This window comes from Acinetobacter sp. YH12040 (assembly GCF_013420005.1).
Lineage (GTDB): Bacteria > Pseudomonadota > Gammaproteobacteria > Pseudomonadales > Moraxellaceae > Acinetobacter > Acinetobacter amyesii.
On the sequence record NZ_VOZB01000005.1, the window covers coordinates 201,829 to 228,342 of the forward strand.

Here is a 26,514-nt window from a genome sequence, read left to right on the forward strand (position 1 = left end):
ATGACATTTGTCTTGGGTTTAACAGGTGGTATCGGTAGCGGAAAATCTGCTGCAAGCAATTGGTTTGAACTCCAAGGCATTCAAGTCGTCGATGCTGATATCGTTGCTCGCGAGGTTGTCGAACCGGGGCAACCCGCACTGATTCAGATTCAACAACAATTTGGTGATTGGGTTTTACTTGCGAATGGTGAGTTAAATCGGCGCGCTTTACGTGAATATATCTTTAAAGATCCTACAGCACGTCAAACACTTGAAGCCATTACCCATCCTGCAATACGTCAGTCCATTATCCAACAGTTAAATGAAGCCACCAGCCCCTATGTCATCTTGGTTTCGCCGCTGTTATTTGAAACCAATCAACATGAATTAACCAATCACACCTTACTTATTGATGCCACAGAACAATTGCAAATTCAGCGTGCATCACAGCGTGATGGTCAAACTATCGAGCAAATCCAAAAAATTATTCACGTACAAATGTCACGTCAGGAAAAGCAAAAAATCGCCGATGATATCGTGCTGAATGATGGTCATTTAGATCATCTTTATGCGCAGCTTCAGCCATTGCATCTTAAGTACTTAGCGCACGCTGAAAAAAGCTAAATAAAAAGCAGTCTTACTCAGACTGCTTTTTTTGTTGTTCGAGTTGCTGCTCTAGACTATCCTTTCGTCCCAACCATTTCCAAGGTTGAATCGCTCCAATCCCCATCCCGACCAATCCACACACAATTGCAAAACTTAAGGGTTCATTCAGCAGCGGTACCGCTAAAATTGCAGCAATAAAAGGTGCCAAAGTTACGATACTTCCGGCTTTAAATGCACCCAGACGCTTGATCGCCTCTACATACGTTAAAGTCGCAATAATCACTACAAAAATACCGTGAAAGATAACTTGTCCAATGAGTTGCAATGGCTCTGGGTCAGACCAATGTTTAGGGAAAAATAGTAGATAAATAGGCACGAATACCACGGCAGACCAAACCGCAACCCCCGCCATGGCATGCCAAGCAGAGAGCCTCCATTGCTTAAGCAATACCGTAAATATCCCCCACCAAATGGCACTGATAAAAAATAGCAAATCACCTAAACCAAATGCCACACCAGTCTCGACGTACATTAAATAGCTCATTAAGCTAATGGCAGAGACCATAATCACCACACTGATCCACGTATGCTTATCGATCGGCTGTTTGAAGATCAGAAACGCGGCTATGGCCGTACATAAGGGAATACAACCATTGAGGAAAATTGCAGCATGGGCCGCAGGAGCATAATGAAATGCGCTATAGGCTGTTAAACAATAGGTCACCCCGCCGAGCATGGCGAGGATAAAAGGCTCTTTCTTCCATAAAAAAGCCGTATCTTTTTTATAAATCAAAATTGGCATTAAGATGCAAAATGCCAAAGCAAACCGAAGTGCCGTGATATCCCAAGCACTGATTCCCCAATTGGCGCTTAAACGCGCTGTTAAGGTGAATCCGCCCCAAATACACATGGTAATGAAAACATATAAATAACCTTGCTTTTGGGGAGACATCATCACTTCTATTTCAATTCATTATTACGTTGACGACATGCTTCATACAATGCCATACCGGTTGCGACACTGACATTTAAGCTTTGCAAGTTACCAGCCATTGGAATGAAAACAGTTTGATCACATTGCGCCTGCGTAATAGGACGCAAACCTGTATCTTCAGCGCCCATCACCACACATACACCCGTACCAGTGAAGTCAAATTTTTGAATCGGCAACGCTTTTTCATCTAGCATGGTGCCGACCACACGCACGTTAAAATCTTCTTTGATTTGAGCCAATGTACGTGCCAAGTTGGTCACCTGAATAAACTTCACTTTTTCAGCACCACCAGCAGCAACTTTACGGGCTGTTGGGGTAAGTGTCGCTGAACGATCACGCGGTGCAATCACGGCTTCAACGCCCATAGCTGCCGCTGTACGGATACATGCACCAAGGTTATGTGGGTCTGTAATATGATCTAAAGCCAATAGCAACGCATTGGGATTGGCTTGTAATAAAGCCTCTAAATCTTTTTCGTTTAAGACTGGATGGGGGCGTACAGCCGCGACCACACCTTGATGGAACGGTTGTCCCGCAAGTTTTTCCAAACTATCACGGCTAGCTTTTTGAATGCTGACACCAAACGGTTCTGCCAACTCAAAAATACGTTTTAAACGCTGATCATCACGTCCTTTTAACGCAAATAAAGTTAATACGCGTTCTGGCTCAAGTTCCAGTAATGACTCCACTGAATGAACGCCATAATAATATTCCGGTTTCGCCATGAACGACCTCTAATTTGCAAACTTCGATAAACTTTTAAACAGGGTATGATCACCCAGCGCACAGCTTAGGTTATCAAAAAGAAAAATCCTGCAAAGCAAGCTTTACAGGATTTATGCTATGACACATAGTTTAACCGATTTGAAGTTAAAAAACTGTGCCTAAATGGATTGAATTATTAGCCTTCTAAGTGGCACACATAATCCAAGACTTCATCTGTTTCAATTTTAAAACGGCTATTACCTGGCACGTAGAATGATTGACCCGCACGGAATAGTTCGCTTTCTTCGCTATCAGCAATTTGAACACGACATTCACCTGAAATAATTTCCATACGTTCAGGTACATGGGTTTCAAAAGTCAGCGCTTGTTCAGTTGGAAGCAACACACCCAGTGTTTTCTTGGTTCCATCTTCAAATTGCACAGTGTGGCTGATACATAGACCGCCAAAATAAACATTTGATTTTTTGATGACTGATACATGATCAAACTGTGCTGACATGCGTTTTCTCCAGATAAAGCATATTTATAATATTTTGATCGAAGTAGTTTAATTGTGCTGCAAAAACTAATCAATCAGTGTTGAAAATTTTGAGATAGATAATTACAAAAATCTGAGAAGTGGATATGTCCCAATACCATCTCACTATCTTGACATTGAGAATCTAAAACAAACTGTACTTTTGTACAAAATACTTTTTTTATTTCATCCACTAAAGTCCTAGTTAGGGTCTATAGAAACGCTGCAAAATCATTTCACAGATATACATGGATAATGAATTATATGGACGGATTTAAGAGACCAAATCATGACGTTTTAAGGCAATAACACTTTAGATTAGATACAAGAATACATACACAAACGTGTTTTGTGAGAACTTAGCAAAATGTTGGATGGTTTAAGCTCACGTTATGCAAGATCATTTACTCTTTGCATCACTACACTGCGTGCTTACGGCAGATACGAAACTAATTTCTTATTAAACTGAAATTTAGGATAGAATTATGAGGTTTTTCGTCATCTTAAAATAAAACTTATCTTGTGACCAAAACAAAACTTAATTATCTTTAACTAGAACTTTTCGCAGCTCGGATGCGTTTATGCTGACACATTTAACTCTGATCAATTTTGCATTAGCCGACCATTTAGCCATCGACATTGAACAAGGCTTTAACGTCCTGACGGGTGAAACAGGTGCTGGTAAATCTTTACTTCTAGACGCATTATCAGCTTGCTTAGGTGAACGTACAGACACCAACTATGTGCGCTATGGATCAGACAAAGCCGATGTAACAGCGACCTTTAGCTACCAAGAGCACAGTCCTGAAGCACTGTGGCTCAAAGAACATGAGCTGGATGATGAGTCTGGAGAAATCCATTTACGTCGCGTGATTTTTGCAACAGGTCGTAGCAAAGCATGGATTAATGGACGTCCGAGCAGCTTATCTGAGTTAAAAGAAATTGGCCGCTTATTGGTACAACTCTATAGCCAACACAGCCAACAACAACTCTTAGAACCGCCCTATCCAAAACATTGGCTAGATCGCTATTACAATTTTTATCAGCCGGCTCAAGCCGTTCGTGATGCCTATAGCAAGTGGCAAAAGGATATTCGACAGCACCAAGCAGCACTCGATGCCCAAGCCACACGTAAGCAACGGATAGAAACGCTTGAACTTCAATTAGAAGAACTTGAAGACCTTGTGCAAACGGACTACAAAGAAATCGAGCAAGAATTTGACCGTCTCAGTCATCATGAACATATCATGCAGGATTGTAGCTATAGTCTAAATGTCCTCGATGACGCCGAGCAAAATATCAATCAAGAAATGGGCGCGATCATTCGTCGGATTGAATCGCATGCAGGGCGTAGTGAACAACTTTCTGAAATTTATACGTCGCTGCTGAACGCTCAAAGTGAAATTGAAGACGCGACAGCAAATTTACGTCAGTTTATTGATCGTCAAAGTTTTGATCCTGAACGTATGGACGAATTAAATACCAAACTGGAAGTTTTTCATCGCCTAGCGCGTAAATATCGTACTCAGCCTGAAGATTTAAAACAAGAATACGAAGCATGGCAACTTGAGTTAGAGCAACTGCATCAGCTGGAAGATCCTGAAACGTTGGCAGAACAAGTCGAGGTTTCTCATCAAGACTTCATTTCCAAAGCCGAGCACTTGGATCAAATACGCCGAGACGCTGCTACGCCATTGGCTAAACAATTAACTGAACAAGTCAAACAACTGGCTCTGCCTGAAGCGCATTTTGAATTTAAATTTGAACCGCTTGAACATGTTTCGAGTGAAGGTTTAAGCTTTATTCAGCTGTTATTCACAGCCAACAAAGGGATTCCTGCTCAGCCTCTAGCACGCGTGGCATCGGGGGGTGAATTGTCACGTATCGCCTTAGTCATGCAAGTGATGAATGCTGAAAAAACCGAATCCGAAGTGTTAGTCTTTGATGAAATTGATGTCGGGATCAGTGGCGGAACGGCAGAAATTGTCGGGCGTTTGTTGGCTGATTTGGCACAGCATGTTCAAATTTTATGTATTACTCACCAAGCCCAAGTCGCTGCCCAATCTGACCAACATCTCTTGGTGAAAAAACGTCAAACGGATCCTGCAAGCAGTACCATTATCGAATTAGAAGAAGATGATCGGATCCAAGAGCTGGCTCGAATGACTGGTGGTGTGGAGATTAGTCAAACGACCTTACAACACGCAAAACAGTTGCGACAATTAAAATTTCAACATAGTTAATTTTTGATGCTTTCAAAAAAGCCTGTGTATTCAAAGTACACAGGCTTTTTTCTTAAATACACTATTTGAAAATCCCCTGATACACAAAGCCTTTTGAGCCCAAGCTATAGCGTAAATATTTATACTGCGGCTGATGTTGTTGATTGAGTAACATAACATCCACGTGTTTCGGACTGATTTTGAGATATTCATTACCGCTACGACGATCGGTTTCATAATGGCAGTCATAATCTACCGAGATTTGATCTAGTTTCTTTTGCTTAGTTTGAAATACATAAGATTTAAGTAACTGTTTTGGTCCAACTTCAACAGCTCTTAGATGATGTAGTCCACTGCAATTATCACCTTTATAATAACTCTTCACCAAATATACGGTTTTATTTTGGATGTTGACCGGCAAAATTTGATTGATATAGCCTGAGTCAAATTGATCTAAATGTTGCGTTTTTCCCGTTGCATATTGCACATAGCTGCTCCACTCCCCCATGGTGCCTCCGCCAGACACATCAAAACTATAAAATTTAAGTTTTTTATCTGGTGAATATTGCACATGAACAAAACCTTGCTTTTCGAGTTGCGTAAATCCGTAGTGAAAACTGCTCGGATCTGCCGCAATGACATCCACAATTTCACGTTCTATCGCTTCATTGACCTCATAAAAATTTAAGTTTTTATATTTTTTAATCACCTGAGATTCATGTTTTTGTAAGTCAGCGCTTCCTGCAAAGCCTGAAATAGGTAGGCTTGCACAGAGTGCCATCCCTATTATTTTTGAATAATGTGTCATTGTTTTACCCTCAGTTTATCCTGCTATTTTAAGCAATCTCAGTCATCCATCACGTATATCTTCTCCTCACTTTTGTACTGCTGTTGTTCAAATCACCAATCATCGCTTTACAATTCACCGTACTGTAGACCTGCCTGCACGATGAAGATTTTTAGCATGTCCCTCACCGGTCGAGCATGACAAATATTGAATTTGCAGAAAAACTCATTGTTGAAAACTTGTGAGTCTAGTATGTTGATAAATACAACGTTATTCGAATGCAATTCACCCCAAGAATCAAACTTACCCCAATAAGGAGAAGCCATTAGGTGACTAAACAATACCTCACACACCGCTGCCTGATTGCTCCACCCGAAATGAACGATGAATTCTTTGCCAATACGGTGATTTATTTAGCGCGACATGATGAAGATGGCGCTCAAGGCATCATTATTAATCGTCCTTCGGGCTTGCAGATCAAAGAACTATTGAATGATTTGGAAATTGAGGCAGATAATGTGCATCCTCATGAAGTGTTGCAAGGTGGTCCTTTGCGCCCAGAGGCAGGTTTTGTTCTTCATACCGGTCAACCGACATGGCATTCGTCTATTGCTATAGGTGAAAATGTCTGCATTACCACATCTAAAGATATTTTAGATGCGATTGCGCACAATGAAGGTGTTGGTCGTTATCAGGTGGCTCTAGGCTATGCCAGTTGGGGTAAAAGGCAATTAGAAGAAGAAATTGCTCGGGGTGATTGGCTCATTTGTGACTCAGACATGGATTTAATATTTAACTTACCTTATGACGACCGCTGGGATGCTGCCTATAAAAAAATGGGCGTAGACCGCATGTGGTTATCATCTGAGATTGGACATGCCTGATTTACCACAATATCAAATGATTATGGCCTTTGACTTTGGCACACAAAAAACAGGAATAGCTGTGGGACAAGCCTTGATTGAAAGTGCAAATCCCCTGCCACTCTTTCCCATGAAAGATGGCATTCCCAATTGGGATAATCTACTCAAGATTGTGAAACAGTATCAGCCGGATTTGTTCATCGTGGGTCTACCGCTCAATATGGATGATAGCGAATCTGAACTCTCCACACGTGCGCGTAAATTTGCACGACGCCTTCGCCACCAAACCAATATTGAAACCTTGATGGTCGATGAACGCTTAACGACACGTGAAGCGCGTGATGAATTAGATCACTATCAATCCCAAGGCCGTGCGAAGAATCTTTCTGCCGACAGCCTTGCTGCAGCATTATTTATTGAAAGTTGGTATCGAAACCCAGTTGGACTAAAACCTTAAGCGCTTTCAACAAACAGGCAAATAAAAAAGCATCCAAAAGAGGATGCTTTTTTATGCGCAAGATTGATCACTCAATGCTGCGCAAATGAAATGATTGGGGATAACTTAGTTTTTATCCACAATATGAATCGTGGTGGTTCGACCCGCGACAAAAGCCAACTGATCATGCGGCACTTCATCCAGTACAATTTTCACTGGTACACGCTGTGCCAAACGGACCCAACTAAAGGTTGGATTAACATTAGCAAGCAAACCATCAGTCGACGTACGTTCACGGTCTTCAATCCCTGTGGCAACGCCTTGTACATGGCCTTTATAAACTTCAGAACTTCCCATCAGTTGGATTGTTGCAGGTGCGCCAACATAGATTTTATCCAGTTTGGTTTCTTCAAAATATCCCACAACATACAATTGTTGACGATCAATTAAAGCCGCTACGGCTTGGCCTACTTTGACGTAATTCCCTGCTTTGAGTTCAAAGTTAGACAAAGTTCCATCTGTTGGTGCAACCACTTCCGAACGTTTTAAATTCAACTCAGCCAAATGCAAACTGCTATTCGCTGCTTCAATTAGGGCTTTTTGCTGCACCACACTGGCTTGGGCTTGTTCAATCGCTGCCTGAGTTTGCTCATGCTCTGCATGTGATTGATCACGTACTGCAAACATTTGATCTTGTTCTTGTTTTGAAATCGCACCGTCCATCAAACTTGCATAACGATTTGCATTTTTATCTGCAAGATTGATATTGGCTTGTGACTTCACTAGATTGGCTTTGGCTTCAGCAAGCTGCGCTTCAGCCCCTGCCAGTCCTGCTTTGGCTTTCGCCAAGTCAGACTTGGCTTGCTCAACATCCAACGCTTGACGTGCCATATCTATACGAAATAACACTTGGCCTTTTTTCACTTGCTGATTGTCTTGAACCAAAACGTCTGTGACCAAACCTGAAACATCCGATGACACTTGAATCACGTCACCACGTACCCGTCCATCACGCGTCCAAGGTTCCGAATTGTAATATTCCCAAATATGTTTCAGCGCAAGTAATGCGCCACATAGCACAATTATTAGCAATACAGGCCGAATATATTTTCGGACATTCAAATTGGTCATACGATTACCTCAATCATTTCATTTTTTTAGGGGCTTAGAACTGGCAGAAAATAAAGATTTCATGCACCAGCCAAAGCAACATCACAAATACACCCAAATAAAAAATATTAGGCATCGGCACCCAATCTTGCGCCATCCATCGGTCAAGCAAACGCATGATGACCCGCAATAACAGATAGGCCAATACCGCTTGAATCAATAGAATGGGCACATAAATGCCATATACATTTAGCTCACCCATGTTGTGCCTCGACCTGTAAATGATTTGGAGTCTGCTGTGTTAGGACATGACACAAACTGCTTTGAATATTGTTCAGTGAATACTGAATTCGATGCATAACATCGTCGTTTTCCACACCCTGAACGGCCTGATTCAATCGTTGAACTCGCTCTACAATTTGCTGTTTCAAGCTCATAAAGACATTCTTTTGCCCTTGTTCCATGGCCCGAAAATAGTCATCTAAATCTTGTTGTAACTCTTCAAGTTCACTGACCAGTGCATCATTCGGATCGAGTTTATTCATGAGTTCTTGCAAGCGGGTCAAATCAATCACCGCACTGGCTTCCACCAAAGCCCACTCGATCTGTTGTTTCAAGTTCCCTGATTGCACCATTTTGCTATTTAGGATGCCGATTCGGTCCAACATACTGCGTAAATGCACCCGAAACGGTAAGCCGTACGGCAGATATAAAGCCTGACGCAGCGCCTTATAATGCTGAGAAAGGATGCGTTGGGCCGTCATATCTGGTGACATTGCACGCACTAAATGAATAATAAACACCGAAATAATGGGTCCCAAAACCGTCCCAATCGATGCATCAAAGAAAAACACCTGATCGAGGCTAAAGCGGTTTTGAATATTCAGTCCCATAATCGCCCCCATCAGTAATGGCAAGCTAATTCCAATCAAAGGTGGATGTAAAAACAACATCAGACAGAACATCACAAACGGTGCTAACACCACGATCAACTGCCAAAAGGCGGTCACATGCGGGAAAATGCCATAGGCGTAGATAAATACCACGACCGCTGCATACATATTCGCGCGAATAAACATTTTCAATGCAGGAACAGGATTATCCATTGCCGTTAAAATACAGGCACTGATCGCAGCCATTTCAGCCATCATAAATCCAGCTTTCCAACCACTAACGATCCAAAAACCCGTGGAAATTAAAATAATCAGACACGCAGACACCCCGCCACGAATGGCAACCCCCACATCTCGGTGCAAAGTCGGATAATGACTATTGCCCAAGGCAGTCAGTGTAGCTGGTAAAGTGGAGTCGCCTTGTTGTACTCGCTGCCAAAGCAGACGAATCGCACGAATATTCTGAATAAAATGGCGAATATCCATTTTTAGACTACCCAAAATCACCTGCTGTGTTGGCAATGCCTGTGTCTGAATCTGTTGAAAATCTTGCTCAAATTGTTCAGGTAATTGATTAAGTTCACTTTCCTCAATCTGATGTCGATCTAATAAAAACGCTGCAATATGTTCATGGGCTTGTTTGAGTGCCGTCCGATAATGTGTGTCCAGACCGTCTAATTGTTTCATCCGTTCAGACATGGCCACCAAGTTACTGACCAACAAACTCAACTGATGCAAGATTTCCTGCAATGGACGTGTCATACCTTTTAAGGTGGATTTTTCATAAGACAAATGCACCGCCATGACATGTATATCCGCGATATCTCGTGCAATATTGCCGAGGTTTTTTGAATAATTTTCTAACTCAGCAGGCTCTAATAAAATTTGATCAAAAATTTCTTTGGTATCGGCAAAGGTTTTGCTCACTCGCGTTTCGACTGCAGGACCAATATGCATTGGAAATATTGTCGTGGTCACGATGGCACTACACACCACACCCACCGTAATTTCGAGAAAACGTCCCAAGGCCATATCGAAAATCGAAGCAGTATCAATAAAATACACCACGTTAAAACAGATAATGACCGTGGTATAACCCGCCAACATGGAAACATAACTACGAGGCGTACGGTCTAGCAGTGACAAATACAGGCAAAACCCAACCCAAACCGCCAAAAACACCGTAAACAGTACTGGCATATGGATGAGATGTGGCAGTGCCACCACCGACACGGCCGCCCCTAAGAATGTTCCTAATACACGATACAAACTTTTTGAAGACGTCATCCCTGAATATGGATTCGCGATCACGAAAACGGTGCCAATTGCCCAAATCGGATAAGCCAAATTCAGTACAAAGGCCACATACAATGCCAACATGCCCGCGATGAACGTTTTGGTCGCAAAAATCCAGTCCATTTTATTGGGCCGAAAAGCGAGTATTTGTTTCGTCAGCAACATGATTGATCTCGTCAGTTTGCTTCTTTTTAGTGAAAACGGCCTCGTATCGAATGCTTAAACATTCGACAGCACAACCTGTATCACGGCACAGGAATGACTAGAAATTTCAATAAGTAAAGAAGCGATTCAAATCGTGTTTCAAACTATTTGAATACAAAAAGTAGTGTGCAATATTCCCTGCGCATCGAACATATGGGCAATATTTATTCAATATAGGATATTTTCATAGCAATTTTGCTAAAAAAACAAATTAAAGTCAATATTAATATCTTATTTTGATAATTGACCTATATTTTAAATGCGTATTTCAATTTTTTATTATGCTTTTATCAGAATAACCCAAGAAACCCTGTGATATTTCAGATTTGTTTCATTTCCAGTGTAGAAAAGCGCAACATCAGGCCGAGCAATTTGTTATAAAGTAACTTAACGATTCATTTTTATTGTGACCAAGCAGGTTCTTATGGCGCTTTCCAGTTTTGGTAAAATTCTCACCGTACTCGACTTATTTTCAGTTGCTCGTCCCATCATCAATGTCGACATTATTAGTGAAGAATTAGGCTTATCTAAACCAACGAGCTATCGCTATTTAAAAGAACTGGTTTCTGCTGAATTATTGCAGCGCCTCAGTGGGACTTCTGGCGATTACACACTGGGTTCAAAAATTGCTGTGCTTGATTTTATTTCTCGCACCACCGATCCATTGGTGCAAATTAGCATTCCCTTCATGAAAGAAATTGTGGAACGCACAGAGTCTTGTTGCTTATTGACGCATCTGAATATCGACTCATGTATTGATGTACATCATGAACTGTATAAGGACTATACTGCCTTGGCATATGGTCGAGGTAGCCCACGTCCAATGTACAAAGGCTCATCGTCTAAAGTGATTTTGTCGCAGTTATCTAAGCAACGGATTTTAGATTATTACCACCGTTTTGCGGACGAGTTATCACAAGTTGGTTTTGCGCATAATGAAGAAGAATTTATGCAGCAAATGAAAAAGATTAAAAAGCAGGGTTATTATTTTTCCAATGGTGAAGTTGACCCGAATATGTCGAGCTTATCGATTCCGATTAAGTTTTCCAGTAAAGAACCCCCACTTGCTTTGACCCTATTGGCGTCTAAAAATCGTTTTGAATTTATGAATTTTCAAAAAGTCGTAGAAATGATGCAAGACTGTACAGCGCGTATTGAGAAAAAATACAGCAGTATGATGGAAGAATCGGACGCCATTTAAATCTGATCAGTTTGCGCACAACTGATGCGATGTTGTAAAGATGATATTTAATTAATCTGATAAATTCATATTATTAATTGAATTTATTAATTATAAATATTGGATAAATTATCATAATATGATTATTGTTCTTTAGCAGTCATCTCAACCATGTGTTCCATGATTTCAGTTGATTGTCGCTATACTCTTCCTCAGAGAAAGAAAAAAGCTCATCTAGATATGGGCTTTTTTTACGGCTGTTGATCATAGAAATAACGAAAGGTTAAATTCACCCTCGGCTCGGTCACTTTCATCGACTTCATTAGGGCATGTTTCCAATACCGTTGGGTTTTCCCACGCATCACAATCAACTGTCCACTTTGCAGTAAAAGCTGTACTTTCTCTTGAGTGCTTTTATGTTTAAAGCAAAACTTTCGGCTTGCGCCAAAACTCAAAGATGCGATCACCACCTGCTGTGTGGGTGAAAGCAAAGATGGCTCATCATCACTATGCCACCCCACCGCTTGCGTACCATTTTCGTATAAATTGGCCAAACAGGAATTAAACGTCTGACCCACCCGTTGCTCAATATATTTCTTTAAGCGCAGTAAAGCTGGATTCCAGATCAATGCCTGCTTTTGCATGCCTGAATAGTGATACTCATAATGAGCATCTCCATACCAAACCACTTTTCGTTCCGTTTGAAAATACTGTCCATGCAAAATGACTTCATCATGCTGCCAAGCCAACTGCGTGAGGAAATAGCGTAAATATTTTTCACTGTCTTCAGCATTGAAGATCAATCCATAATCTTCAACTTCACCATCATAGGGCAACAGATTTGCATGCGGTTCAGGCGTAAATAATTCAAAATTCATCGGTTCAACTCAACACTGTTTGGCACAGCAGCGTGATGCTGATGTCGTGAGCACATTTAAAAAATATCTTAGCCGAAAAACTCTCGTCACAAATCAAAACATTGTCATTACTTGTCGCATAGAATTTTCAGTCTTAGACTAAAGCTCATATTCACAATAAAAATAATTGCTTATGAACCTGTGGCAGCTTTTCCAAAAATTACGTCCATTCGTACAGCCATACCGCTGGCTGGTGGTCGTGACGCTGATCTTGACCTTAATTGGCTCACTCACGGCACAGGTGAATGCCCTGACACTCAAATATGCTGTAGACAGCATCAATCAGCTTTTACAACAAGGCCTCGGTCTAGCGAATGGTTGGCATATATTAATCACCATCACCGTAGTCTTACTGGGAAAAGAAGTCATCAATGCCATCGTGCAATTTGGACAAAAATCGTTTGGTGAAAAATTACGTATTTTAATTTCTCAGGATTTATCCCAAGGCATTATTGAAAAATTTATCACCTATCGATTGGCATTCTTCGATCAACAAGACAACCAAGCAGGCAAACTCCAAACTCGAATTGATCGGGGGGTTAGCTCGCTCACACGACTGGTTCAAATCTTTTTTATTGATATTTTACCGTTATTTACCAGTGCCATTATTGCACTGGGCTTAATGTATTATGCCAATGTTTGGGTTGGCGTGGTGGCCACAATTATTGTGCCGATTTATTTTTGGCTAACTTTCAAACAATCACAAAAACTGGCAGGCAAACGCCGTGCCCTACGCGATAATTTTGAAAAGAAAAATCAGGGTATTCTGAGTATTATCAATTCGATAACGGTCATTAAATCTTTTAACAAAGAAGCCGTCGAATCGAAAAAGCAATTAAATCTGCAAAAGTCGCTGACTGAAAACCAGATGCAGACACGGCAAACCAGTTATATCTTTGACGGACTCAAAACCTTTATTGAACAGGTCGGTGTGGTACTGATCATCATTCTGACAGCCTATTTTGTTTTGGATGGGCAAATGAGTATCGGGATGATTATGTATCACGTGTTGTTATTTAATAATGTCTCTGCCCCGATTCGCTCGCTGCATCGTATCTATGATGAAATTAACTCTGCGATGATTTATTCGGAAAGCTTCTTTAACATCTTAGAAGCGGATCATGAAATTGAAACCAGTGGCACTGCTCAACCTCCGATTCAAGGTCAGTTTGAATTAAGCAATGTCGACTTTAGCTATCCCAATGGTTTTCAGGCATTGCACCGCATCAATATGACCATCCAACCGAACAAAATCACCGCCTTGGTTGGTTTATCTGGCGCTGGTAAATCGACATTAATTAGCTTACTGGATAAGTTTTATCATCCTCAAGCGGGCAATATCAAACTCGATGGCATCGATTTAGAACAGATTGATACACAGTATTTACGTGAAAATATTGGTTTGGTATTGCAAAAAAATCATATTTTCCCAGGTTCAATTTTTGAAAATATTCGCTATGGAAAAAGTACAGCTACAGAACAAGAAGTCTTCGATGCAGCACGGAAAGCCTCGATCCATGATCAGATCTTAAAACTGCCACATGCCTATGAAGCAGATGCCTTACTGCTCTCAGGTGGACAGCAACAGCGTATTGCCTTGGCACGTATGTTCCTAAAAAATCCGCCGATTATTTTCTTAGATGAACCGACTGCAAGTTTAGATGCGATCGCTGCTGAACAAATTAAAAATAGTCTGGATCAAATTAAACAAGAGCGTACCGTCATCATGATTTCACATAGTTTGTCGCAAATTATCGATGCCGATTACACCTATGTGATGAAAGACGGACAAATCGTAGAACACGGGGAGCATCATGATTTGTACCATCAAGAAGGTGCTTATAAGCAAATCTTCAATGCGATGGCGAAAAGTTTAAATATTGACAAAATTGCCCGTACTTTTGAGGAAGACGAAGAAACACATAGTTAATTTTACACCGAAAAAAGCCCATCGTTTGATGGGCTTCGTTCATATTTGTTTTATTCAATTAACGCTGAACTTTTTGCTCAATTTCTTCAACACTGGTGTGACGGACATCTAGACCTTTCACCATATAAATCACTTGTTCAGAGATATTTCGAGCATGGTCACCAATACGTTCAAGTGAACGCAGCACCCAAAGTACATTCATGACCCGAGTAATGTGGCGTGGATCTTCTATCATATACGTCATGAGGGTACGGGTTGCCGATTGGTACTCGCGGTCAATATCAGCATCGGCCAAAAGGACACGTAAAGCCTGATCTACATCCAAACGTGCAAAGGCATCGAGCGCATCATGAATCATCACGCGGACTTGGTTGCCAATATGACGTGTTTCCATATAACCACGCGGTGAACCACCCTCTTCACACAAGCTTTGTGCAATACGGGCAATTTTTGCCGCTTCATCACCAATCCGTTCTAAATCTGTGTTGGCTTTCGACATCGCAATCACCATGCGTAGATCAATCGCAGCAGGATGACGACGCGCCAAAATTAGGGTAAGCGCTTCATCAATTTCAGTTTCCATACGGTTCACCGTATTGTCTTGAAATTGAACATCAATCGCCATTGTTGCATCCGTATCCAATAAGGCATGAATGGCATTTGCAACCTGTTGCTCCACCAAACCACCCATGGTCATAAATTTGGTATGCACATCCTGCAACTCTTCATTGAATTGCGAAGAAATGTGATGATTTAAAACAGGATTATTAGGCAAAGCGAGTCTCCACTACAACGTGAATCGGCAGATTTTAGTGCCATATTAAAGCATATTGATTGTGAAACTTTTATGACCATGGATTATTTCTTTAGTAGGATCGATGGCTGATTTTTCTGATCGACCAACCACGCATTCATTTCCACTAAATCAGCTTCCGTTAATTTCCCAACTGAGGCTTTAAGTTGTAGAACATGAATTAAATAATCGTACTTGGAATTTAAATAATCTTGACGGGCTGAAAAGGCATTACGCTGTGCCAGTAGCACATCAACCATGGTTTTCAGACCTTCCTGATACTGGGCTTGTGAGGCCAACGACACTTGCGCGGAAGAATCCATCGCGGCTTTACGTGCCTGTAATTTACTTTGATCCGTTTCGACTTGCATATAAGATTTTTTTACATCGGTTTGTGCTTTTCGAATCGCTGCATCCACCTGTGCTTGGCTTTTTTCAACATTGATCGCCGCTTGCTTAATGGATTTCTGTGTCCGTCCACCATTAAACACATTCCAGTTCATTTCAATCCCCACCTGATCAAATTGACCATCTTGCGACATGATGGATTGTGGACTTTGCTTGTTATAACCATAGGTCCCTACCGCTTCAATCTGAGGATATAAGGCAGCTTTTTCGACGCGTTTGCTATCTTCCGCATAACGTTGTTGCATACGCGCTTGTAAAATGCCTAGGTTCTGCTCCTGAGCCAGTTCTTCCCACGCTTGTACATTGTTTGGAATCGGTTTTTCAAACTGAAAATCTTCACGTAACACCGCCAAATTTTCTCGATATGGCCCAATCAACTGTTGTAATTGTTCCTGCGCCAAAACCAATTGAACATTAGTCGCCATACGGTTGGCCCGAGCATTTTGATATTGAGCATTGGCTTCGCTGACATCACTTTTTGCCACCAAGCCTTCTTTTAATTTAGCATTCATCATGCGCAGCTGTTCAGATAGCGCCTGTTCTTCTTGTAAGTTGGCAACCGTCAATGCTTGCTGACGTAGGACATTAAAATAAGCTTCAGAGACATTTAAAATATGATCTTGTTTTTGAATCCGCAGATTGATTTCACTTAAATTAATCGAGGTCTTGACTTGCTTCAGCCCTTCCCATGCATCCCAACGAAAAATGGGCTGACGGGCAGTGAGCGCAATTTGTCTTGTTGTGGTGCTGTCTGGCATGATCAGCCCGGCTTGAGCGCCGCTTTGGTTGGAATTTTGATTTTTTCGGGTCACATTTCCGGAGATTGTTACCGTCGGGAGTAAGTTCCCATTGGCAATCCCCAAATTCAATTTATCCGCTTCATATTGTAGTTTATTGGCTTGCCAATTGGGGTCTTCTTGTTTTGCACGTTCATAAGCTTGCACAAGGTCTAGCGCACACGCCCATTGACTCGTGAAAAGCAAACAAAGACCCACCACAACTTTTTTGTTCATTTTTTTTGTAAATTCCTAATATTCAAATACCCGAGATTGAATATTCAAGCCTAAAACTAAGCAGATACTAATCATATCCTTACAAATTTCCGTATGATTTTTATTAATTTTTTATATCAAATGCGACAAAACCGGATAATTTCAGTCGTTTTCGGACACTACTCACAACGCTATAACAAAGAACTGTACAATAGTACACATATTGCACGTGTTTCATCTATAAAATAGTCGACATTCCATCGGACAATACCACTTCTATAGCGCATCGAGTTCCTGTGTCAAAATTTTTTCAGCTGCCTGCAAAGTTTAGTGCAATGTTTTTATGTTTCAGTATGTTGAATGGATGCCAACAACAGCCTGAACCTCAACCTGCACCAGAGTTTCCCAACAATAAGACTGTTCAAAAAGAAGCAGTCGATTTGTCTTTGCTGTGCCAAAAACTTGAAAAAAACATGCTGGAAATAGACGATCAACGCACAACTTTCGCTTTAGAACAAATCAACCAAGATCTCAAAGTCTGCTTACCGCTGTTAAAAGCGGACGAACAAAAAAAATTACTGCGTTTGTCCAATCAAATGTATCGCAACTTTTTACATGTTGAACGTACAGCTCAACAGCAAATGGCGTTCGAACAATTTGCCTTTGATATGGCTCAGCATCCCACAATTCAACAAAATCATTATGAGCAGCTCACTGCCCGAGATCAATACTTACTGAAACATAAAGGCCAAGCCTATGTAGAATTGTTCGATGCAGGTGAAGGACAATTACGCTATCGCCGAAGTCCTGAATATTTAGCCAAAATTTTTGCGCCTTATATGGAAGAATCTGAGCAAGTCTTTATTGAAAAACTGGCTGAACAAAATGCACAACCTGCCTTGCTGCAACAAAGTTTAACCATTGAGCCGCAAGAGATTGCAACACGTGCAATTTTTTGGGAAGACTATCTGAAACAATATCCAGATAGCCCATACAAAAAAGATGCACAACAATTGCTATATCAATATAGCCAGTTGTTATTTATTGGTTCAGCGCATAGCCCAGTTTCTAATGATTTTTCAGACCGCCTCAGTATTCAAGCCAGTTCTTTAGAAGAAATTGAACGTTTGGCTCAATTAAAAAACTCCACATTGGCAGATCAGGCGCGTTTATTTTTAAAATTATTAGATCAAAATACTGCTGCATCTACTCAACGTTCTGAAGCTCAGTTGTTGAATTTAATTGGTGTCCGTAATCCTGATCCGCATTATAAGAAAGACTGTTTTAGTGATGCTATTTGTGTAAATAAATAGTCCTTTTAGCTAACTCTAGCTCAATTGCACACGAGCCTGCCCAAAATTCTGCACTGCAAAATCGATGAAAAATAACACTGTTTTAAAACAGCCTTCATGCTAATATCCGCACAAAGCTTGACGGAGCGCAGGTAATTTCCTGCTGAGATCATCTAAATTTAGTTCGCTAAATTTAAGGATGAGTACCGTTGAACCTGATCAGGTTAATACCTGCGTAGGAATCAAGCCATCTAAAAACTTAAGCCCTTCTTATCTCTTGGTTTTACGCCTTTATTTTCAGGTGAATCCATCAGATAAACTGCCACGTTTTTGGTCGTGCTTGATTCGTTGATGTCATTCATAAGGATCATTGCAATGAACCAATTAACGAATCTCACCGCTTCAGATCGCGCTGCTCAACATGAACAAGATGCTAAAGATCTCACTCGTATTCTCCCCGCGTCAAAGAAAGTCTATATCCAAGGCTCACGTCCAGATATTCGCGTACCAATGCGTGAGATCAGTCTTACAGATACGCCTACAGGTCTGGGTGGAGAAAAAAATCTGCCGATCATGGTTTATGACACCTCTGGTGCTTATACAGACCCCAATATTCAAATTGACCTGAATCAAGGTCTACCCAATGTCCGTGAATCTTGGATCGAGTCTCGAAATGATACGGAAATACTCGATACCTTAACTTCAAAATTTGGACAAGAGCGTCTTCGAGATATTCGTACTGCAGAGATTCGTTTTGCGCATATTTCAAAACCCCGTCGCGCTCGTCGTGGACACAATGTGTCTCAAATGCACTATGCCAAACAAGGCATCATCACCCCTGAAATGGAATACATTGCGATTCGTGAAAATCAGCGCCAGCGTGAAGGTGTTGATATGCGCCAACATGCCGGTCAAAATTTTGGCGCACGCAATTTAACTGAAATCACCCCAGAATTTGTACGTCAAGAAGTGGCTGAAGGTCGTGCCATTATCCCTGCCAACATTAACCACCCTGAATGTGAACCGATGATTATTGGTCGTAACTTCTTGGTGAAAATCAATGCCAACATTGGTAACTCAGCACTTGGTTCAAGCATCGATGAAGAAGTGGCAAAAATGACTTGGGCAACTCGTTGGGGCGCTGACACCATCATGGATTTATCGACAGGTAAAAATATCCATGAGACCCGCGAATGGATTATTCGCAACTCCCCTGTACCGATTGGCACCGTGCCAATTTACCAAGCTTTAGAAAAAGTTGATGGTGTCGCAGAGGACTTAAATTGGGAAATTTTCAAAGACACACTGATTGAACAAGCCGAGCAAGGTGTCGATTATTTTACGATTCACGCAGGCGTACTGCTTCGTTATGTTCCACTCACCGCCAACCGTTTAACAGGGATTGTGTCACGTGGCGGATCCATCATGGCGCAGTGGTGCTTAGCGCATCATGAAGAAAACTTCCTGTATACGCATTTTGATGAAATCTGCGAAATCATGAAAGCCTATGATGTGTCATTCAGTTTAGGTGATGGTTTACGTCCAGGGTGTATTCAAGATGCCAACGATGAAGCTCAATTTAGTGAATTACGCACCTTAGGTGAATTGACTCACCGTGCATGGGAGCATGATGTACAAGTCATGATTGAAGGCCCAGGCCATGTACCAATGCACATGATCAAAGAAAATATGGATCTACAACTCGAGGTTTGCAAAGAAGCGCCTTTCTATACCCTTGGACCACTCACCACCGATATTGCCCCGGGCTATGACCACATTACCTCTGCGATAGGTGCAGCAATGATTGGTTGGTACGGCACCGCGATGCTGTGTTATGTGACCCCGAAAGAGCACCTTGGTCTACCAGATAAAAAAGACGTCAAAGATGGCATTATCACCTACAAAATTGCAGCCCATGCCGCAGACCTTGCCAAAGGTCATCCCGGTGCGCAGGCTCGTGATAATGCATTATCCAAAGCACGCTTTGAATTCCGCTGGGAAGACCAATTTAATCTGAGCTTAGACCCTGATACAGCGCGTAGCATGCATGATGAAACTATGCCGAAAGAAGCACATAAATCAGCCCATTTTTGTTCGATGTGTGGACCTAAATTTTGCTCGATGAAAATCACACAAAATGTGAGAGATTATGCAAAAAATCAGCAAGATATGCAGCTTTCTTCAGAATCTAATCCTGAAATTGAAACAGGTTTACAAAGCATGAAAGCGGCCTATCATGAACATGGTCAAAAGTTGTACCACAAAGTGTAAAGCTTAAAAAAAATCTTTTGTATTCAACAAAATCTCGGTTAGGATGAAATGGAAGATTTCATCCTAATTAGCGCTTATGAATATTATTAAACAGGCCACATATAACAAAAAAGATTACAGCATTGAAGGGCGTGAACATCTTTATAAAGGCTTTATTCAAGTTGAAAAAGTTCAGCTTCGACACCGCTTATTCCATCAAGACAGCATGATTCCAACCATTCAGCGTGAATTGATTCATCGTCCTGAAGCAGCAGGTGTGCTGATCTATAGTCATCAACAACAAAAATTTGCCCTAATTGAACAATTCCGCATTGGGGCGATTGATGATGAAACTTCGCCATGGCAACTAGAGATTATTGCCGGCGTGCTCGATGGTGATGAATCTGCTGAAAGCTGCATCCGCCGTGAAAGTTTGGAAGAATCAGGCTGTGAATTAGATGCACTACAGCATTTATTTAGTTTTTATCCCTCTGCGGGTGCCTGCGCGGAATTATTCCACCTTTATAGTGCTGAAGCTGAACTTCCTGAACATGGCGGAGTCTTTGGCATGCCTGATGAAGGAGAAAATATTCAATTGCATATCTTAAACTATGCTGATATTCCTGAATTATTAACCAATGGTCGGCTAAAAAACGCACCTGTCATTATGGCCTTGCAATGGTTACAACAACAAATACATACTACAAGGAATGTCTAAGGGGAAGGACATGACTTTAAGGGATACACCACAATACGACTGGACACTGATCCAGATCTCGGACACACATTTAATGGATCAGGAAGATCTTGAATTTGTCCGCATGAATCCAGAGCAGAGTTTTCACGATGTGATTCAACAAATTCAGTTGAACCATCATCACATCGATACGCTTGTCCATACTGGCGATCTTGCACAAGTGCCGGTAGAGCGTACCTATGCGCGTTATCTCGAATATATGCAACAGCAGCCGTTTCCGTTTTATCAGATTCCGGGGAACCATGACGAAGCGTCTTGCTTCCCATTTCATCAACAGAAAGATCGGGCACACTGCATCGCATTAGGCAATTGGTGTCTGATTTTACTGAACAGTGCGGTCAAAGGAAAAGTCGATGGTTGGGTATCACAACAGCAGTTGGAACAATTAGATCAGTTGCTCACAGCACACCCACAGCAACACATCATTGTGGCATGCCACCACCACCCTTTTGCCATGCAATCGCATTGGATAGATCAGCATAAACTAAAGAATGCTGAACATCTGATGGATGTGCTTTCACATCACGACAATGTCAAAATTGTACTGTGCGGACACGTGCATCAAGACTCATCTAATCAATGGCACAATATTCAGTTTTTATCGACACCTTCGACCAGTGTTCAGTTCAAACCACATAGTGAAAATTTTGCCTTAGATGAAGCTTTACCAGGGTATCGTGCACTCTATCTGAATGATAATGGTGAATTTAAAACTGAAGTTGTTCGGGTCAAATTAAAACAACCTCAAATTAATGTTGAAATTTCAGGTTATTAACTTTTCAATTTGATTCTTTTGCTTTACTTTATGGCTTCTAAAGGAAAAGTGATAGTTAGAATCCAAACATCAAAGACTATCAATAAGCAGAAAAAGTCTATATGATGACGACCCCCACAGAAGGAAACTCTGTGTTGGGTGGATAAAAAACTTGCATATCACCATATTTTTTGCGTATAGATATATGCATATGATGAGGAATGCCCTACATGGCGAATGACAACCAAAATCAAGTCTTAGACGAACAAACTGATGTAGTAGACGAAAAGTCTACCAAACGCGTGCGCAAATCAAAGCCAAAGGCGACTGAAGGTGGTTCTACTGCAAGCTTATTTGGTATTGAACCTTATCAGCCTAAAAAGAATGAAGAATACATGTCTGAAGGGCAACTTGAGCATTTCCGTCACATCTTATTGGCGTGGAAAGCTGAGTTAATGTCTGAAGTAGACCGTACTTTGAATACCATGCAAGACGAAAATACTGCGCTTCCAGATGTGAACGACCGTGCAACGCAAGAAGAAGAATTTGCGATTGAACTTCGTACACGTGACCGTGAACGTAAACTGATCCGTAAAATTGAACAATCAATTGAAGCGATCAAAAATGATGACTACGGCTTCTGTGAAACGTGTGGTATCGAAATTGGCTTACGTCGCCTAGAAGCGCGTCCAACAGCGACTTTATGTATCGACTGCAAAACACTTGCAGAGATCAAAGAGAAGCAAAATAACGGTTAATTCTGTGTTGAGTAATTCCTCTCTAGCCCTCCCTTTAGATAAGGGAGGGAAAGCTGCAGAGCATTACGTGGGTCGGTTTGCGCCATCGCCAACCGGCCCTTTGCATTTTGGCTCTTTAATTACAGCAGTCGCAAGCTACTGCGATGCCCGTGCCCATCAGGGGCAATGGGTGGTTCGTATCGAAGATACCGACATTCCACGTATATTTCCCAGCAGCGAAGAACATATCTTACGTTGTATTGATGCATTTCAATTCGAACCAGATGCCGAGATCATTTTCCAAAAAGACCGCTTAGAAATCTATGAGGAAGTCATTGCACATTTGTATTCCCAAGACTTGATCTATGCTTGTCAATGCACCCGAAAAATGCTTGGTTCGAATCATATCTATCAAGGCACATGTCGCAATCTCGGCCTTCCCCTTCAGGATCAGGCCATTCGAATCAAAGTCGATGCACAGAACATTTGTTTTACCGACCGCTTACAAGGGACGCATTGCTCCAATCTGCAACAGGATTTGGGTGACTTTGTCTTAAAACGCCGTGATGGCATTATCAATTATCAACTTGCTGTCGTGGTGGATGACTACCTACAAGGGATGACCCATGTTGTACGTGGGGCTGATCTTTTGGACAATACCGAACGTCAAATTTGGCTCGGACAGGTTTTGGGTTATCCGCGCCTTGAATACATGCACTTGCCATTAGCAATGAATAATCAGGGACAAAAGCTGTCAAAACAGAATATGGCTCAAGCTCTTGATTTAAACCAAGCAGCACCTTTATTGCAACAAGCATTGCAGGCCCTACATCAACCGCCAGTCGACTTAGACACGCCACATATTATGCTGCAACAGGCGATTGCGCAGTGGGATATTCAACATATTCCCCATGGCACAGCATTGCCTCAAATCTATCAATAAACCCAAATATTGATCTAAGCCAATCACTCGATATTCAATTGAATTATGCTTTAATAAAGTGATCAATCGACCATTGGAGAGCCTAATGTTTTTTATTTTTGGAGTTGGTCCGAAAACCAAAGTCATTGAAAAGAGCCAATTTACTTGCCCTGTCTGCCGCAGCAGAACTCAGTATGAGTTGAAACAGCAACGTCATTATTTTTCTTTATTTTTTATTCCATTGATTCCACTATCTAAAGCCAAGGCGAGCTTGGTCAAATGTCTCCATTGTGGAACGGAGATGCCGGCGAGTGTACTGCACCATGCATCTCCCGATCCGCAACGAGATACAAATTTAGAAGCTTGATTCTTCTTTACTTGGGTTCACTTCTTTGGTCGTCGCATCGATCTTTAAGATCAGACTCACCATAACCGCACAGATAATCAAAGAAGACCCCCCATAACTAATAAACGGTAAGGTCAAACCCTTGGTTGGAAGCATGCCCATGTTCATGCCGGCATTCACCAAAATTTGCAGCAAGAAGATAATACTAATGCCATAAGCCAAGTAGCCTGCACGTAAGTATTGATGACGTAAAGCACGATGACCAATGCGAATACAGCAGATCAACATCACAAATGACAGCGTCAATACGGTCAAAATTCCAAAGAAGCCAAATTCTTCGCCCAAAACCGCCAACATGAAGTCGGTATGAGCCTCAGGTAAATACGACATTTTTTGAATACTATGACCCAAGCCGACACCAAACCATTCACCGCGACCAAAAGCCATTAATGCATTCGACAACTGGTAGCCTGCGCCTAATGGATCATTCCATGGATTTGAGAAGGACATCAAACGTTCTAAACGATAAGGTTCAAATAAAATCAAGAACACAAAGGCCATGATGATCGCACCAAAGGCAATTGCGAACTGAATCAACGGTGCACCTGCGAGGAAGAATACCCCTAGCATAGTTAAGGCAATCACCACCGTCGCCCCTAAATCGGGCTCTGCCATGACTAAACCGACAGTTGCAGCCATAATCACTGCCAATCGTACCAAGCCCTTGATGTTATTGCGGACTTCTTCAGCACGTCGTACCACATAGTCCGCGGTAAATATCGCCATCATGACTTTGGCGACCTCCGAAGCCTGTAAGGTGAAACCAGCAATACGAATCCAACGTTTAGAACCATTGACCTCTGTCCCGACAGCCAATACAGCAGCCAATAAGATAATCGTGATAATCCATAAAAAGAAGGTGTTATTAAACCAAACATTCAACGGCACTTTATAGGCGATATAGGCGGCGGCGGCGGCAGCGGCAATCGAAATACCGTGTCGTGAAATGTAATGAAAGGCATTTTCATGCATGCGTTCTGCATAAGGCATCGATGCAGATGCCACCATGATCGAACCAATACACAACAATGCCAAAACACAGAACACCAGAACATTGCGCACGTTGACCTCGGCAGGTAACCGAGGAAGCCAACGCTCTACAACTTCATTTATTCTATTTATGGTCGTCTGAGCCAACCCAGCCATACAACTTTCCTTATCGTTCTTTTAAACGAGTGCATTCACACAATCAACAAATTGGTGTCCACGCTCACTGTAGCCTTTAAACATATCAAAACTTGCGCACGCTGGAGACAATAACACCACATCATTGGCTACCGCATTTTGTTGGCACAGCTCAACCGCTTGTTTCAAACTTTCAGCATGAATCAGCGTGGTTGTCCCTTCAATCGCTTTTTCAATAATTGGACGATCTTCACCAATCAATACCGCAACTTTGGCATATTTTGAAAGTGAATCACGCAGCGCAGTAAAGTCCTGCCCTTTGCCTTGACCACCTAAAATAATCGCCACTTTACCGCCTTTGGCTTCAATCGCAGCACCTAGACCATCAATCGCAGCTAAAGTCGCACCAATATTGGTACCTTTAGAGTCGTTATAATAACGAACACCATTCACTTCTTTGACAAATTCACAGCGGTGCTCTAAACCTTTAAAGGTTTTCAAAGTTTCCAACATGCCTGCTAGTGGCAAACCAATCGCTTCACCCAAAGCTAAACATGCCAAGGCGTTTGCCACATTATGTGTCCCTTGGATATACATATCTGCACTTTTCAGTAAACGCTCACGACCACGTGCCAACCAAATTGTGCCATCAGTATCGCGTAAAATACCAAACTGATTCATATCTGGAGCATTTAGGCCAAAGCTTTGCATTGGGGTGACATCTGGAACCAATGGACGTGTTAATGAGTCATCACGGTTATACACCACTTTTTTCACCGCTTGGAAAATACGATGCTTCGCAGTGTGATAGCCCATCATATCGCCATGACGGTCCAAATGGTCTTCACTCATGTTCAACACCACAGCCACTTCTGCTGCCAAGTTCGACGTGGTTTCTAATTGAAAACTTGAAAGCTCTAAAACATAAAGCTCAGGATCATCTTTGGTAAGATCCAAAGCCGGACGACCCAAGTTTCCACCCACTGCCACTTTTTTGCCTGCATCTGCTGCCATGAGACCAAATAAAGTCGTTACGGTACTTTTCGCATTCGAACCTGTAATTGCAACAATTGGCTTATCTGTCGCACGACGTAAAATTTGAATTTCTGAAACCACAGGAATATTGGCTGCAATGGCCGCCTGAATTTGCGGTAATTTTGGATCTAGCCCCGGGCTGATAATAATTTCTTCTGCTTGAAGTAATAAATCTTGGTCCAACTGACCGAAACTGGTTTGTACATCACTTGGAATTTGATCATGACCCGGTGGGACTGCTCGTGAATCGGTGACTGCAACGCGGTAGCCATGGCTATGTAAGAAATTCACTGCGGAAACACCAGAAATCCCTAATCCGGCAACAACCTTCAATCCACCACGCTGTATTAACATTTTCGCCCCATTTTTTGGTCGGTTTTTAA

General features: G+C 41.8%; 25 protein-coding genes and 1 riboswitch. Of the genes, 13 read left to right on the forward strand and 12 right to left on the reverse strand.

Annotated features, from left to right (window positions below; genetic code table 11):
* Entirely contained in the window at positions 1-603 is a 603-nt protein-coding gene (coaE, locus tag FTT99_RS07720) for a dephospho-CoA kinase (RefSeq protein ID WP_180102317.1), read from the forward strand.
* A 13-nt stretch (positions 604-616) separates the two neighbouring features.
* Here coaE and FTT99_RS07725 read toward each other — a convergent pair whose 3' ends face one another.
* From FTT99_RS07725 to FTT99_RS07735, 3 genes are all read right to left on the reverse strand, one after another.
* Positions 617-1,537: a DMT family transporter gene (locus FTT99_RS07725; RefSeq protein ID WP_372491165.1), complete on the reverse strand. Its 921-nt coding sequence runs from the start codon at positions 1,535-1,537 to the stop codon at positions 617-619.
* A gap of 8 nt (positions 1,538-1,545) precedes the next feature.
* On the reverse strand, positions 1,546-2,304 hold the full coding sequence (rlmB, locus tag FTT99_RS07730; RefSeq protein WP_180024258.1) for a 23S rRNA (guanosine(2251)-2'-O)-methyltransferase RlmB: 759 nt from the start codon (positions 2,302-2,304) through the stop codon (positions 1,546-1,548).
* Positions 2,305-2,480: 176 nt separating this feature from the next.
* Positions 2,481-2,804 (reverse strand): pyrimidine/purine nucleoside phosphorylase, encoded by a 324-nt coding sequence (locus FTT99_RS07735; RefSeq protein ID WP_067763086.1) that lies wholly within the window; start codon positions 2,802-2,804, stop codon positions 2,481-2,483.
* 599 nt (positions 2,805-3,403) lie between these two features.
* Here FTT99_RS07735 and recN point away from each other — a divergent pair.
* On the forward strand, positions 3,404-5,065 hold the full coding sequence (recN, locus tag FTT99_RS07740) for a DNA repair protein RecN (protein WP_180129597.1): 1,662 nt from the start codon (positions 3,404-3,406) through the stop codon (positions 5,063-5,065).
* A gap of 61 nt (positions 5,066-5,126) precedes the next feature.
* Here recN and FTT99_RS07745 read toward each other — a convergent pair whose 3' ends face one another.
* Complete coding sequence (locus FTT99_RS07745; RefSeq protein ID WP_180110460.1) at positions 5,127-5,852, reverse strand: hypothetical protein; 726 nt, start codon at positions 5,850-5,852, stop codon at positions 5,127-5,129.
* 308 nt (positions 5,853-6,160) lie between these two features.
* Between FTT99_RS07745 and FTT99_RS07750 the strand changes: the two genes are divergently transcribed.
* Positions 6,161-6,715: a YqgE/AlgH family protein gene (locus FTT99_RS07750; RefSeq protein WP_180129598.1), complete on the forward strand. Its 555-nt coding sequence runs from the start codon at positions 6,161-6,163 to the stop codon at positions 6,713-6,715.
* Positions 6,708-7,151 carry a Holliday junction resolvase RuvX gene (gene ruvX, locus FTT99_RS07755; protein WP_180129599.1) on the forward strand — a complete coding sequence of 148 codons (444 nt, stop codon included), beginning with the start codon at positions 6,708-6,710 and terminating at the stop codon, positions 7,149-7,151. Before FTT99_RS07750 ends, ruvX begins: the two co-directional genes overlap by 8 nt.
* Positions 7,152-7,256: 105 nt before the next feature.
* Here ruvX and FTT99_RS07760 read toward each other — a convergent pair whose 3' ends face one another.
* The 3 genes from FTT99_RS07760 to FTT99_RS07770 are packed head-to-tail and all read right to left on the reverse strand — an operon-like array spanning position 7,257 to position 10,594.
* Positions 7,257-8,261, reverse strand: a complete 1,005-nt coding sequence (locus tag FTT99_RS07760; RefSeq protein ID WP_180129600.1) for an HlyD family secretion protein — start codon at positions 8,259-8,261, stop codon at positions 7,257-7,259.
* A gap of 34 nt (positions 8,262-8,295) precedes the next feature.
* Entirely contained in the window at positions 8,296-8,502 is a 207-nt protein-coding gene (locus FTT99_RS07765; RefSeq protein ID WP_180024254.1) for a DUF1656 domain-containing protein, read from the reverse strand.
* Positions 8,495-10,594: an FUSC family protein gene (locus tag FTT99_RS07770; RefSeq protein WP_180129601.1), complete on the reverse strand. Its 2,100-nt coding sequence runs from the start codon at positions 10,592-10,594 to the stop codon at positions 8,495-8,497. Before FTT99_RS07770 ends, FTT99_RS07765 begins: the two co-directional genes overlap by 8 nt.
* 463 nt (positions 10,595-11,057) lie before the next feature.
* Here FTT99_RS07770 and FTT99_RS07775 point away from each other — a divergent pair, with 463 nt between their 5' ends.
* Entirely contained in the window at positions 11,058-11,834 is a 777-nt protein-coding gene (locus FTT99_RS07775; protein WP_180129602.1) for an IclR family transcriptional regulator, read from the forward strand.
* A gap of 230 nt (positions 11,835-12,064) precedes the next feature.
* Here the strand turns inward: FTT99_RS07775 and FTT99_RS07780 are convergent, their stop codons facing one another.
* On the reverse strand, positions 12,065-12,691 hold the full coding sequence (locus FTT99_RS07780) for an alpha-ketoglutarate-dependent dioxygenase AlkB (RefSeq protein WP_078192573.1): 627 nt from the start codon (positions 12,689-12,691) through the stop codon (positions 12,065-12,067).
* Positions 12,692-12,863: 172 nt separating this feature from the next.
* On the opposite strand from FTT99_RS07780, the gene FTT99_RS07785 reads away from it, so the two are divergent.
* The gene (locus FTT99_RS07785; RefSeq protein WP_180129603.1) at positions 12,864-14,660 is read left to right on the forward strand and encodes an ABC transporter ATP-binding protein; all 1,797 of its coding nucleotides are present in this window, start codon (positions 12,864-12,866) and stop codon (positions 14,658-14,660) included.
* A 58-nt stretch (positions 14,661-14,718) separates the two neighbouring features.
* Here FTT99_RS07785 and phoU read toward each other — a convergent pair whose 3' ends face one another.
* Both phoU and FTT99_RS07795 read right to left on the reverse strand, forming a co-directional pair.
* Positions 14,719-15,435, reverse strand: a complete 717-nt coding sequence (gene phoU / locus FTT99_RS07790) for a phosphate signaling complex protein PhoU (RefSeq protein ID WP_078189433.1) — start codon at positions 15,433-15,435, stop codon at positions 14,719-14,721.
* A gap of 83 nt (positions 15,436-15,518) precedes the next feature.
* Entirely contained in the window at positions 15,519-16,874 is a 1,356-nt protein-coding gene (locus FTT99_RS07795) for a TolC family outer membrane protein (protein ID WP_180129604.1), read from the reverse strand.
* A 332-nt stretch (positions 16,875-17,206) separates the two neighbouring features.
* Between FTT99_RS07795 and FTT99_RS07800 the strand changes: the two genes are divergently transcribed.
* The 7 genes from FTT99_RS07800 (at position 17,207) to FTT99_RS07830 (ending at position 23,932) form a co-directional block, all read left to right on the forward strand.
* Entirely contained in the window at positions 17,207-18,166 is a 960-nt protein-coding gene (locus tag FTT99_RS07800) for a hypothetical protein (RefSeq protein WP_180129605.1), read from the forward strand.
* 111 nt (positions 18,167-18,277) lie between these two features.
* Positions 18,278-18,404, forward strand: a riboswitch (TPP riboswitch).
* Between the two features lie 116 nt (positions 18,405-18,520).
* Positions 18,521-20,416 (forward strand): phosphomethylpyrimidine synthase ThiC, encoded by a 1,896-nt coding sequence (gene thiC, locus FTT99_RS07805; RefSeq protein WP_180129606.1) that lies wholly within the window; start codon positions 18,521-18,523, stop codon positions 20,414-20,416.
* Positions 20,417-20,492: 76 nt separating this feature from the next.
* Entirely contained in the window at positions 20,493-21,113 is a 621-nt protein-coding gene (locus FTT99_RS07810) for an NUDIX domain-containing protein (protein WP_111884865.1), read from the forward strand.
* Between the two features lie 10 nt (positions 21,114-21,123).
* Positions 21,124-21,927, forward strand: coding sequence for a 3',5'-cyclic-AMP phosphodiesterase (gene cpdA, locus FTT99_RS07815; RefSeq protein WP_180129607.1), 804 nt, complete (start codon positions 21,124-21,126; stop codon positions 21,925-21,927).
* 209 nt (positions 21,928-22,136) lie between these two features.
* On the forward strand, positions 22,137-22,664 hold the full coding sequence (gene dksA / locus FTT99_RS07820) for an RNA polymerase-binding protein DksA (RefSeq protein WP_078189438.1): 528 nt from the start codon (positions 22,137-22,139) through the stop codon (positions 22,662-22,664).
* A 4-nt stretch (positions 22,665-22,668) separates the two neighbouring features.
* Positions 22,669-23,586 (forward strand): tRNA glutamyl-Q(34) synthetase GluQRS, encoded by a 918-nt coding sequence (gene gluQRS / locus FTT99_RS07825; RefSeq protein WP_373684547.1) that lies wholly within the window; start codon positions 22,669-22,671, stop codon positions 23,584-23,586.
* An 85-nt stretch (positions 23,587-23,671) separates the two neighbouring features.
* Positions 23,672-23,932, forward strand: a complete 261-nt coding sequence (locus FTT99_RS07830; protein ID WP_180129609.1) for a zinc-ribbon domain-containing protein — start codon at positions 23,672-23,674, stop codon at positions 23,930-23,932.
* Here the strand turns inward: FTT99_RS07830 and ftsW are convergent.
* A complete protein-coding gene (gene ftsW / locus FTT99_RS07835) occupies positions 23,921-25,117 on the reverse strand; it encodes a putative lipid II flippase FtsW (RefSeq protein WP_078192579.1) in 1,197 nt (398 codons plus the stop codon). The two genes, FTT99_RS07830 and ftsW, sit on opposite strands and share 12 nt — an antisense overlap.
* Positions 25,118-25,138: 21 nt before the next feature.
* Positions 25,139-26,485 carry a UDP-N-acetylmuramoyl-L-alanine--D-glutamate ligase gene (gene murD, locus FTT99_RS07840; RefSeq protein ID WP_180129611.1) on the reverse strand — a complete coding sequence of 449 codons (1,347 nt, stop codon included), beginning with the start codon at positions 26,483-26,485 and terminating at the stop codon, positions 25,139-25,141.
* Positions 26,486-26,514 lie beyond the last annotated feature (29 nt).